At 76.1% G+C, this 12,940-nt stretch carries 1 protein-coding gene and 1 pseudogene; both read left to right on the plus strand.

The annotated features are described in order from the left end of the window. Nucleotides 1–37: 37 nt before the first annotated feature. Nucleotides 38–3,238 (plus strand): annotated as a pseudogene (locus PGH47_RS38035) (type I polyketide synthase); the annotation flags it as partial. A 108-nt stretch (nucleotides 3,239–3,346) separates the two neighbouring features. Then, complete coding sequence (locus PGH47_RS38045; protein ID WP_443048597.1) at nucleotides 3,347–12,922, plus strand: type I polyketide synthase; 9,576 nt, start codon at nucleotides 3,347–3,349, stop codon at nucleotides 12,920–12,922. Nucleotides 12,923–12,940 lie beyond the last annotated feature (18 nt).

A 12,940-nucleotide genomic window follows, 5' to 3' on the forward strand; every position in this document is an offset into this window, starting at 1 on the left:
GTCCGGACTGGAGTTCTTCGACCTGCACGACCCCGTCGCCGCCGAGCCGGTCGCGGTCGTCGCCATGGCCTGCCGACTGCCCGGCGGGATCACCGACCCCGAGGGGCTGTGGGAACTGCTCCTCGCCGGCCGTGACACCATCGGCCCGCTGCCGGCCGACCGGGGCTGGGACCCGGACGCCCTCGACGCGCCGGACCGGACAGCCGTGCCCCGGCGCGGCGGATTCCTCGACGGCGTCGCCGACTTCGACGCCGGCTTCTTCGGGCTCTCGCCCCGCGAGGCCGTCGCCACCGACCCCCAGCAGCGGCTGCTGCTGGAGACCGCCTGGGAGGCCGTCGAGCGGGCCGGCATCGACCCGCTGTCACTGCACGGCACCCGCACCGGCGTCTACGTCGGCGTCAGCGGCGAGGACTACGCCCTGGTCACCGAGCGCGCCGCCGACGACATGGCCGCGGGCACCGTCACCGGCACCGCTCCAGGCGTCGCCTCCGGCCGCCTCGCCCACGTCCTCGGACTGCGCGGCCCCGCGCTCAGCCTCGACACCGCGTCCTCGTCCTCGCTGACCGCCCTGCACTGCGCGGTACGCGCACTGCGCGCCGGGGAGTGCACCCTCGCCCTGGCGGGCGGCGCCAACGTGCTGTCCACGCCCCGCAGCCTCGTCGGCTACGCCAGGCAGGGCGGCCTCGCTCCCGACGGCCGCTGCAAGCCGTTCTCCGCCGACGCCGACGGCACCGCGTGGGCCGAGGGCGTCGGCGTCCTCGTCCTGGAGCGGCTCTCCGACGCCCGGCTGAACGGCCACCCCGTGCTCGCCCTCGTCCGCGGCACCGCCGTCAACGCCGACGGCGCCACCGACCGGCTGACCGCGCCGAGCGGCGCAGCCCAGCGCGAGCTGATCGCCCTGGCCCTGCACGACGCGGGGCTCGGCACCGGCGACGTCGACGCCGTGGAGGCACACGGCACCGGCACCCGCGTCGGTGACCCCGTGGAGGCCGAGGCACTCCTCGCCACCTACGGGCGTGAGCGCGAACACCCCCTGCTCATAGGCTCCGTGAAGGCCAACCTCGGCCACGCCCAGGCCGCCGCGGGCATCGCAGGGCTCATCAAGACCGTCCTGGCGCTGCGGCACGGCGTCCTGCCCGCCACCCCGCACCTGTCGGAGCCGACCCCGGCCGTCGACTGGAGCGCGGGGTCGGCGCGACTGCTGAGCGAACCGACCGACTGGCCCGCCACCGGAAGGCCGCGCCGCGCCGCCGTCTCCTCCTTCGGCATCGGCGGCAGCAACGCCCACGTCGTCCTCGAACAGGCGCCGCCCGCACCAGTCCAGGCCGAGCAGCCCGGCAGCAGCCCGCACATCGTGCCCTGGGTGGTCTCCGCACGGTCGGCGAACGCCCTGGACGCCGCCGTCGCCCGGCTGCGCCGGCTGGATCCCGCCGACGACCGGGCCCGCGCCGACATCGCCCACTCGCTGGCCACCGGCCGGGCCACCGCGCTGCCGCACCGGACCGTCCTGCTGGCCTCCGCCGACGGCACGCCCACCGCCGCCCGCTGCGTCGCCGAACGCGGCCTGTCCGCCGTCCTGTTCGCCGGACGCGGCAATCCGCACACCGCACAGACCCGCACCCTCGCCGCACGGTTCCCGGTGTACGCGCGCGCCTTCGCCGCCGTACGCGAGACGTTCGACGGTCTTCTGGCCGAACCGCTGGGCGACCTGGGGGACGGCGACACGCCCGGCGCCGCCGGGCAACGAGAGGACTCGGCGGGCGAGCAGGCCCTGGTCGCGCAGGCCGAACCACTCCTGTTCGCCCACGAGATCGCCCTGTACCGGCTGCTGGAATCCCTCGGCCGGACCCCCACGCACGTCGTCGGGCACGGACTCGGCGAGGTCGCCGCCGTGCATGCCGCCGGTGCGCTGTCCCTCACCGACGCATGCCGGATCGTCGCCGCCCGGGTCCGGCTGGCCCAGCGGCTCGGCACCGCCGCCACCGTCGCCGTACGCGCCACCGAGGCCGAGGTGGCCGCGCTGCTCACCGCGGGCGTCGGTGTCGCGGCCGTCGACGGCCCCGACCGGCTCGTGCTGTCCGGAGCGGCGAGTGAAGTCGCCCGTGTCGCCGACGCCTTGGCGAAGGAAGGGCACGCCACCACCGCTCTCCCGGCCCCGCACGGACTGCACTCCCCGCTCGTGGCCGACGCGCTCGACGCCTTCCGCAGGGACCTGGCCGGCCTCGAACCGCGCACCCCGCGCATCCCGGTCGTGTCCACCCTGACCGGCGCCCGCGTCACCGGCACCGACCTCGCCTCACCCGCACACTGGAGCGGCCAGGTCGCCGACACCGTACGGTTCGCCGACGCCGTCACCGCCCTGCGCGACGCGGGCGTGCACACGTTCCTGGAAGTGGGCACCGACGCCGCCCTCACCGCGAGCACCGTCGAACTGCTCGCGTGGAGCGGCGTGGTGACCGTCGCCGCACAGCGCGCCGGCACCGACCCCGAGACGGCCCTGCTCACCGCGCTCGCCCGGCTCCACGTCACCGGCAGCGACGTGCACTGGCCCGCCCTGTTCACCGGCACCGGCGCCCGCCGCACCGAACTGCCGACATACCCCTTCCAGCGCGAACGCCACTGGCCCGCCCCGGCGGACCGGGCCCGCACGTCCCTGCCCACCCCGCCGGTCCGGCCGACCGGCGAACCCGACGCCCTGCGGGCCCTCACCGGCTCCCGCCGGGTCCGCGCACTGCTCACCCTGGTCCGAGTCGAGGCCGCCGCAGCCCTCGGGCACGCCGACCCCGGCCGCGTCGAACCCCGCACCGCCCTGCGCTCCCTGGGCCTCGACTCCTACGCCGAGACCGAACTGCGGGTGCGCCTCGGCAAGGCCACCGGACTCGACCTGCCGACCACCCTGTTCTACGACCGGCCCACACCGGCCGCGCTCGCCGCCCGGCTCGCCGAACACCTCGACGAGCAGCCGCGCCCGCTGCCCGACTGGCCCGCCGGCTTCGAACAGGCCCTGCGCGACCTGCCCGGGAACCACCCCGAGCGCAGGCGCGCCGTACGCCGCCTGGAAGCCCTGCTGAACGACCTGGGCCGGCGCGCCCCGGCAGGCCGCGCCGACGGCGGCAGCGACGGCGCCGCAGGTCACCCCACGGCGGAGGCCGCCGACATCGCCGCCGCCCCCGTCGACCGGCTCCTGGACCTCATCGACCAGGAGTTCCCGATCGACAAGGAGTTCCCGGTCCGCTGACCGGTGCCCCGGAGCGGCACCCCCACATCCCCGGAAAGCCAGCGACCTCAGCGGGCCACCCCCCACCCGCAGGCCACGTACGCCTCCGCCGACGCGATGGGACATCCCGTGCAGGAAGAGCAGCAGGACACAGTCGTCGACTACCTCCGACGGGTCACGGCGGAGCTGCGCCGTGCCCACCGGCGCATCGAGGAACTGGAGTCGGACCGTGCCCCCGGAGCGCCGGACGACGACCCCGTCGCCGTCGTCGGCATGGGCTGCCGCCTGCCCGGAGACGTCACCTCGCCGGACGACCTGTGGCGGCTCGTCGACACCGGCCGGGACGCCGTCGCCGCGTTCCCCGCCGACCGCGGCTGGGACCTGCCCGCGCTGCTCGCCGCGAGTACCGCCCGCGGGGGAGGGTTCCTCGAAGGCGCCGACACCTTCGACGCGGAGTTCTTCGGCATCTCGCCCCGCGAGGCCGCCACCATGGACCCCCAGCAGCGGCTGTTCCTCGAAGTCGCCTGGGAGGCCCTGGAGAACGCCGGCATCGACCCGCAGTCCCTGCGCGGCAGCCGCACCGGCGTGTACGCGGGCACCTACCAGTGGGACTCCGGCCGCCCGGGACCCGGCGACAGCGCCGGACACGTCATGACCGGCACCGCGTCCAGCGTCCTGTCCGGGCGGCTCGCCTACGTCCTCGGCCTCGAAGGCCCGGCCCTGACCGTCGACACCGCCTGCTCCTCCTCCCTGGTCGCCCTGCACACCGCCGTCCAGGCCCTGCGGACCGGCGAGAGCGAACTCGCCGTCGTCGGCGGCGTCACCGTGCTGTCCGACCCGGCCGTCTTCACCGAGTTCAGCAGGCAGGGCGGCCTCGCTCCCGACGGCCGCTGCAAGGCGTTCTCCGCGGACGCCGACGGCACCGGCTGGTCCGAGGGCGTCGCCGTACTCGTCGTGGAGCGCCTCTCCGACGCACGCCGCCACGGACACCCCGTCCTGGCGCTCGTACGGGGCACCGCCGTCAACTCCGACGGTGCCTCCAACGGCCTGACCGCCCCCAGCGGCCGCGCCCAGCAGCAGGTCATCCGGCAGGCACTCGCGAGCGCCCGCCTCACCCCCGCCGACGTCGACGCCGTCGAGGCGCACGGCACCGGCACGCGGCTCGGCGACCCCGTCGAGGCGTCCGCGCTCCTCGCCACCTACGGCCAGGACCGCGAACGGCCCCTGCTGCTCGGCTCGTTGAAGTCCAACATCGGGCACACCCAGGCCGCCGCGGGTGTCGCCGGCGTCATCAAGACGGTGCTCGCGATGCGGCACGGCAGGCTGCCCCGCACCCTGCACGCGGACGACCCGACCGACGCCGTCGAGTGGACCGCCGGCCGCGTCGAACTGCTGCGCCAGACCGCCGACTGGCCGCGCACCGGCCGCCCCCGGCGGGCCGCCGTGTCCGCGTTCGGCATCAGCGGCACCAACGCCCACGTGGTCCTGGAGGCGGCTCCCGAGCCCGAGCTGCAACCGGCAACCGAACAGGCTTCCCGGTCGCAGGCGTCACCCGCACACGCCGTGCCCTGGCCCCTGTCCGCCCGCACCGCCGACGCCCTCACCGACCACATCACCCGTGTCCGTGAGCGGGCCACCGGACTGGCTCCGCTCGACGTCGGCCACTCACTGGCCACCGGACGGTCCTCCTTCGAGCACCGGGCCGTACTGCTCGGCTCGGCCCCGGACGCCCCGCCGCTCGCCGAGGCCGTCGCGGACGACGAGCCGTCCGTCGCCCTCCTGTTCTCCGGCCAGGGCAGCCAACGCCTCGGCATGGGACGCGAACTCGCCGACCGCTTCCCGGTGTTCGAAGCGGCCCTGGACGAGGTCCTCGCCGAGCTCGACCCGAACGTGCGGTCGGCGATGTGGGGCCCGGACGAAAAGACCTTGCACCGCACGGAATTCGCGCAGCCCGCGCTGTTCGCCGTCGAGGTCGCCCTGTACCGGCTCGTGGTGTCCTGGGGCGTACGTCCCGAGTACCTCATGGGCCACTCCGTCGGCGAGATCGCCGCCGCGCACGTCGCCGGCGTGCTGTCCCTGGCGGACGCCTGTCGCCTGGTGTCCGCGCGGGCCCGCCTGATGCAGGACCTGCCCGCGGGCGGCGCGATGGTCGCCGTGGCCGCCGGTGCGGACGAGGTCCGTCCGCTGCTCACCGACGGCGTCGTCCTCGCAGCCGCCAACGGCCCGCGTTCCGTGGTCCTTTCGGGCCCCGACGAGGCCGTGGACGCGGTCGCGGCCCGGCTGGCCGAGGCCGGGCACCGCACCGCGCGCCTGCGGGTTTCGCACGCCTTCCACTCACCGCTGATGGACCCCGCCCTCGAACCCTTCCGTACGGCCGTCGCCGAGCTGTCCTTCGCCGAACCCACCTTGCCCGTCGTCTCCAACGTCACCGGACGCGTCGCCGAGCCCGGCGAACTGACCACCCCCGACTACTGGGTGCGCCATCTGCGCGAGACCGTCCGCTTCGCCGACGGCGTGCGCACGCTGGCCGAGTACGGCGTCGGCGCCTGGCTGGAGGTCGGCCCCGGCGGTGTCCTCGCGGCCCTCGCCCAGGAGACCCTGCCGCCCGACGCCGTCGTCACACCCCTGCTGCACGGCGGCCCCGACGAGGAGCACTCCGCCGTCACGGCCCTGGCCAGGCTGTACGTCCACGGCGTCCCGGTCGACTTCACGGCCCTGCTCGCCGGGACCGGGGCCCAACGGGTCGCCCTGCCCACCTACCCGTTCCGCCGCAGCCGCTTCCCCTTCCGCCACGCCGACCGCGAGACGGCAGGCACGGACCTGTGGTCGGCGCTCCGCCGCGCCGAACCCGCCGCGCTCGCGGGCCGCCTCGGCGTCACCGAAGGTGCCGTCCGCTCCGTCGTACCCGCCCTGCTGTCCTGGCGGTCCCGGCACCGCAGCCGGACCGCCCTCGACGCCCTGCGCCACCGCGAGCACTGGCAGCCGCACACCTTCCCGTCGCCGGGTGGGACGACCGGCCCGTGGCTGGTTCTCCTGCCCGAGCACGACGACCCCTGGGCCGCCGCCCTGACCGACGCCCTCGGCACGGCGGCCGTACCGGTCCGCTGCCCCGCCGGCACCGACCGCGCCACGCTCACCGCACTGCTCCGGGACGCCGAGCCGGCCGGCGTCCTGTGCCTCACCGCGCTCGAGGACTCGGACGCGGCGGACGTGCCCGCCGGGCTGCTCGCCGCGCTGACCGCCGTACAGGCGACCGGCGACGCCGGACTGCGGGCACCCGTGTGGTGTGCGACCCGGGACGCGATGGCCGCCGTCGACACCGACCGGGCCCATGGCCTCGGGGGAGCCGCCCTCTGGGGTCTCGGCCGGGTCGCCGCCCGTGAGATACCCGACCGCTGGGGCGGCCTGCTCGACCTGCCCGCCGAAGACCCGAGCGGCCCCACCGTCGCCCTCGCACTGGCCGCCCTCACGGCCCGGGGCGGCGAGGACGAAGTGGCCGTACGCGCCACCGGAGCCCTCGTACGGCGGCTCGTGCCCGCGCCCCGGGTGCCCGATGGGACACCCATCGGTTGGCGTCCCACCGGCACGACCCTCGTCACGGGCGGCACCGGTGGCCTGGGCGCGCAGGTGGCGCGTCGGTTGGCCGACGAGGGTGCCGAGCGGCTGTTGCTGGTCTCGCGCCGTGGCCCCGGCGCGCCCGGTGCGGACGACCTGAGACATGAACTGGCCGCCGCCGGCTGCGAGGTGGATATCGCCGCCTGCGACGTCGCCGACCGGGGCGCGCTCGCCGCACTGCTCGCCGGGATCCCCGCCGAGCGGCCGCTGACAGCTGTCGTGCACGCGGCCGGAGTCCTCGACGACGGCGTGCTGGAGCGGCTCACCCCGGACCGGTTCGCCGACGTCTTCCGCGCCAAGGCCACCGCCGCGGTGCACCTCGACGTGCTGACCCGGGACCACGACCTCTCGGCGTTCGTGCTGTTCTCGTCGGTGTCCGGCGCCCTCGGCAACCCCGGCCAGGCCAACTACGCGGCGGCCAACACCGTCCTCGACACCCTCGCCGCCCGCCGCCGCGCCGAAGGGCTCCCCGCGGTGTCGATCGCCTGGGCGGCCTGGCACGGCGCCGGCATGGCCGCCGGACTCGACGACGCGCAGGGCCGACGATCGGGCCTGGGCGGCCTCGACCCCGAACTGGCCCTGACCGCCCTGCTGGAGGCCACCTCCGACCCCCACCCCGTCCTCCTGGTCGCCGACCTCGAGCCCCTGGCCGCCGCACTCCGCACGGGCCCGCGCCGCAGCCCGGTCCTGGACGGCCACCCCGCCGCACCCGCCCCGGCGCCGGCCACCATGCCCCTGGCCGACCGGCTGCGTACTGCACCGCCCGGCGAGCACACCACGCTCGTGCTGGACATGGTGCGCGCCGAGTCCGCGGGCGCCCTGGGGCACCGCCGGGCCGCCGACGTCCCGCCCGACCGGGCCTTCCGGGCCTCCGGGTTCGACTCGCTCACCGCTGTGGAACTGCGCAACCGGCTGGTCGCCGCGACGGGTCTGCCACTCGCCGCCGGAGTCGTCTTCGACCACCCCACCCCGCGCGAACTCGCCGCACACCTGCTGGCCGCCCTGACCGGCACCCATGAAGCCGCCCTCGCCGATCCGTCCGGCATCGGAGAAGACACCCCTGAAGCCGCCTCCGCCGCCGCTGACGCCGACGACCCGGTCGTGATCGTCGGCATGGCCTGCCGGCTGCCCGGCGGCGCCGACTCCCCGCAGCTCCTGTGGGACCTGCTCACCGAGGAACGCGACGCCATCGGCCCCTTCCCCGGTGACCGCGGCTGGGACCTCAGCGAGTTCGCGGACGGCGGGCGGCTCGAAGGCGGTTTCCTCTACGACGCCCACGACTTCGACGCGGCCTTCTTCGGCATCTCCCCGCGCGAGGCGGTCACCATGGACCCGCAGCAGCGGCTGCTCCTGGAGACCGCCTGGGAGGCCGTGGAGCGGGCCGGCATCGACCCGCAGACCCTGCGCGGCACCCGCACCGGAGTCTTCGTCGGCAGCAACGGGCAGGACTACGCCCATGTCGTCAGCGGCTCCGCCGAACGCACCGAGAGCCACGCCGCCACCGGCCTCGCCGCCAGCGCCCTGTCCGGCCGTGTCTCCTACACCCTCGGCCTGAACGGCCCCGCGGTCACCGTCGACACCGCCTGCTCCTCCTCGCTGGTCGCCCTGCACCAGGCGGTCCGCGCGGTCCGCGCCGGCGAGTGCGGGCTCGCCCTCGCCGGCGGGGTCACCGTCATGACCGACTCGGCGAGCTTCGCCCGTATCCAACGGCTGGGCGCCATCGCCCGCGACGGCCGCTCCAAGGCGTTCTCCGAGGACGCCGACGGCACCGGCTACTCCGAGGGCGTCGCACTCCTCGTCGTGGAGCGGCTCAGCGAGGCCCGGCGCCGGAGCCATCGGGTTCGGGCCGTGATCCGCGGGTCGGCCGTGAACCAGGACGGCGCCTCCAACGGGCTCACCGCGCCCAACGGGCCCGCCCAGCAGCGCGTCATCCACGAGGCCCTCGCCGACGCCCGCCTCGGGCCGGCCGACGTGGACGCCGTCGAGGCGCACGGCACCGGCACCCGGCTCGGCGACCCCATCGAGGCCGGGGCCCTCCTCGCCGCCTACGGCCAGGACCGCGAACGGCCCCTGCTGCTCGGGTCGGTGAAGTCCAACATCGGCCACACGCAGGCGGCGGCCGGCGCGGTCGGCGTCATCAAGACGGTCCTGGCCCTCGAACACGGCACCGCGCCGCGCACCCTGCACGCCGACACGCCCTCCACCCGAGTCGACTGGACCACGGGCGCCGTACACCTTCTGCGGTCCGCCCAGGAGTGGCCCGACACCGGACGCCCCCGCCGAGCCGCGGTGTCCGCGTTCGGCATCAGCGGCACCAACGCCCATGTAGTACTGGAACAGGCGCCCGCGCAGACCGTCGAGGAGCCCGCCGGTTCGGTGCCCCGGCCGGTCGACACCCACGACGTACCCCTGCTCCTCTCCGCCCGGACCGCGCCCGCGCTGGTCGAACAGGCCGCCCGCACCGCCCGGTTCCTGCGCTCCCACCCCGAGACCGATCCCGCGGCGGCCGGCTGGTCGCTCGCCGCCACGCGCGCCGCCCACCAGCACCGTGCCGTCGTCCTCGGCCCGGACCGCGCCGGGCTCCTCGACTCGCTGGACGCCCTGACCAGCGGCACCGCCGACCCTGCCGTGGTACGCGGCGCGACCGCCGACAGCGCCACCGGACCGGTGTTCGTCTTCCCCGGCCAGGGCTCCCAGTGGTGGGGCATGGGCCGTGAACTGTACGACTCCTCACGGGTGTTCCGCGCCACCGTCGACGACTGCGCGGACGCCCTCGCCCCTTACGTCGACTGGTCGCCGGTCGACCTGCTGCGCGGCGACGGCGACGACCCCGACGTACTGCACAGAGCGGACGTCGTCCAGCCCGCGCTGTTCTCCACCATGGTCGCCCTCGCCGCCCTCTGGCGCTCCCTCGGCGTCGAACCGGGCGCGGTCGTCGGCCATTCGCAGGGAGAGATCGCCGCCGCCCATGTGGCGGGCGCCTTCACGCTGGAGGAGGCGGCCCGGCTGGTGGCCTTGCGGGGCCGGACCATGCTCGAACTCGGTGGACTGGGCGGCCTGATGACGGTGTTCGCACCCGTAGACCAGGTCGAACCCCTCCTGGACGCCTGGCCCGGACGGGTCGGCGTGGCCGTCCTCAACGGGCCCTCGACGGTCGTCGTCTCCGGAGAGAACGCCGCCCTCGACGAACTGCGCGAGGTGTGCGCACGCATGGACCTGCGCACCAAGGACGTCAAGTCCGACATCGCCGGGCACGGCCCGCAGACCGAGGCGGTGAAGGACCAACTGCTCTCGGTCCTGGGTGAGTTGAACCCACGCCCGGCCCGCGTCCCGTTCTACTCCACGGTGACCGGTGGCCGGCTCGACACCACCGCCCTCGATGCCGGCTACTGGTATCGCAATCTGCGGCAGACCGTGCGCATGGAGGCTGCCACCCGTGCGCTGCTCGCGGCCGGGCACCGGGTCTTCGTCGAGAGCAGCCCGCACCCCGTCCTGGCCGGCGCGATCGGCGAGACCTGTGAGGCGGCGGGAGCGGAGGACGCCGTAGTGCTCGGCTCCGTGCGCCGGCAGGCCGGTGACGCCCGGGCATTCCTGCTGTCGGCGGCGGCCGGCTGGGCGGCGGGCCTGCCCGTCGACTGGCGGCCCTGCTTCCCCTCCGCCGTCCGCTCCGGACCGGCCGTCGAACTGCCCACCTACCCCTTCCAGCGCCGCCGCTACTGGCCCACCGCCGACACCGCGCCCGTGCGGTCCGGCGGCGGTGCGGACAGTGCCTTCTGGGACCTGGTCGAGGACGCCGACACCGCCGCTCTCGCCGCCGAGACCGGCGCCGGCGAACCCGAACTCGCCGCCGTACTGCCCGCCCTCGCCGTCTGGCGGCAGCGGTCCCGGCGCCGGGCGCTCGCCGCGTCGTGGAGCTACCGCGACGCCTGGCACCCGCTGCCGGTGGGGGGCCCGGCGCAAAGTGCCGCCGGCGGCCGTGCGTCGTCTGCGGGCGCGTCGGGGCCGGTCGCGCAGTTCCCCGCGCCCCTTCGGGGCACCGACGAACGCCTCGTCGTCGTCCCGTCCACCCACGCCGACGACCCCTGGGTGACCGCCGTAGTCCGCGCACTCGGCCCCGGCACCGCCCGCATCGAGGTGGACCCGGCCACCGCCGACCGCGCCTCGCTGGCCGCCTCCCTGCCAACTCAACCTCCCGTCGTCGTCTCCCTACTGAGCCTCGCCGAAGAGCCGGCGGACGCCCGCCACCCGGCTGTTCCCGCCGGGCTCGCCGCCACCGTCACCCTGCTCCAGGCCCTCGCCGACCGGCCCGCCGGACCCCGCCTGTGGTGCCTCACCCGCGAGGCCGTCGCCGCCGTACCCGGCGACCTCGTCCGCCACCCGGCACAGGGCACCCTGTGGGGGTTCGGCCGGGTCGCCGCCCTCGAACACCCCGCGCTGTGGGGCGGCCTGGCGGACCTGCCGGACACCGTCGACACCCACTGCGGGACGCTGCTGACCACGCTGCTCACGGCCGACGCCACCGAGGATCAGCTGGCACTGCGGGCGTCCGGCGCGTATGTGCGGCGTCTTGTCGATGCCGGGGAGCCGGCCGCGCTCAAGTCCGGGCGGACCGGCGGCACCGCCTTCGCTACCGGTGGCACCTTGGTCACCGGCGATCCCGGCCGCCGTCTCGACCCCGCCGATAAACTCAGCGCGGCCGAGCCCATGCCCAGCGGCGACACCAACCGCCGTCTGCTCCCCGCCGGCGAACCCACCGCAGCCAACCCCTGGCGCACCGGCGGCACCGTCCTCGTCACCGGCGGCACCGGGGCCCTCGGCAGCCGTCTCGCCCACTGGGCCGTGGCCCGGGGTGCCGCCCACGTCCTGCTGCTCAGCCGACGCGGGCCCGACGCCCCAGGCGCCGACACCCTCGCCAAGCAGCTCGCCGAACTCGGTGCCCGTGTCACCGTCGCAGCCTGTGACATCGCCGACCGGGACGCGCTCGCCGCCCACCTCGACGCCCTGCCCACCGAGCAGCCGCTGACCGCCGTCGTCCACGCCGCCGGTGTCTCCGAAGGGGACAGCGACACCACCGCCCTCACCCCGGACACCCTCCAGACACTGCTCAGCGCCAAACTCCTCGGCGCCCGGCACCTCCACGAACTCACCGCGGACCGCGACCTCGACGCGTTCGTGCTGTTCTCCTCCGGCGCCGCCTCCTGGGGCAGCGGAGGCCAGCCCGCCTACGCCGCCGCCAACGCCTACCTGGACGCGCTCGCCGCCCACCGCCGCGCCGCCGGACTTCCCGCCACGTCCGTCGCCTGGGGCGCGTGGGGCGAGACCGGCATGGCCACCGAACCCGGCCTCGCCGCCGAACTCGCGCGCCGCGGCGTTCACCCCATGGATCCCGACACCGCGCTCGCCGCCCTGCAACGCGCCCTCGACGAGGACGTGAGCGCCCTGACCGTCACGGCCACCGACTGGGCGGCGTTCCTGCCCGCCTTCACCGCCGCCCGGCCCAGCCCCTTGCTGTCCGAACTGGCGCGGGCCACCGGCCCCGGGCCCGCCGACGCCCCCGAACCCGAGGACGGCCCCGGCCTGCGCGAGCGGCTAGCCGAGCTGCCCGACGTCGAACGCACCCGGCTGCTCCTGGACCTGGTCCGCACCGAGGCCGCCGCCACCCTGGGGCACTCCGGCGCCGACGCCGTGCCCGCCGAACGCGCCCTGCGCGACCTCGGCTTCGACTCCGTCAGCGCCGTCGACCTGCGCAACCGGCTCAAGGCCGTCACCGGCCTGGCCCTGCCCGCCTCCCTCGTCTTCGACCACCCCAACGCCACCGCCGTCGCCGCCCATCTGCGCACCGAGCTCTTCCCCGACGCCCCCGCCGCCACCGACGCGGACGACGACCCGGACGCCGCGGTCCGCGCCGCCCTCGCCGCCGTGCCGCCCGCCCGGCTGCGCAAGGCCGGACTGCTGGAGCTGATCCTGCAACTCGCCGACGGCGACCCCGCGACCCCCGACGCCCCCACCGACGGGGGCGACGCACACGACCTGGACGCCCTCGACGGCGAGAGCCTGCTGCGGCTCGCGGCCGAGACCACCTCGGACTGACGCCCCGCCCGACTTGAG

The organism is Streptomyces sp. HUAS 31 (assembly GCF_028198125.1).
In the GTDB taxonomy this organism is placed as follows: domain Bacteria; phylum Actinomycetota; class Actinomycetes; order Streptomycetales; family Streptomycetaceae; genus Streptomyces; species Streptomyces chartreusis.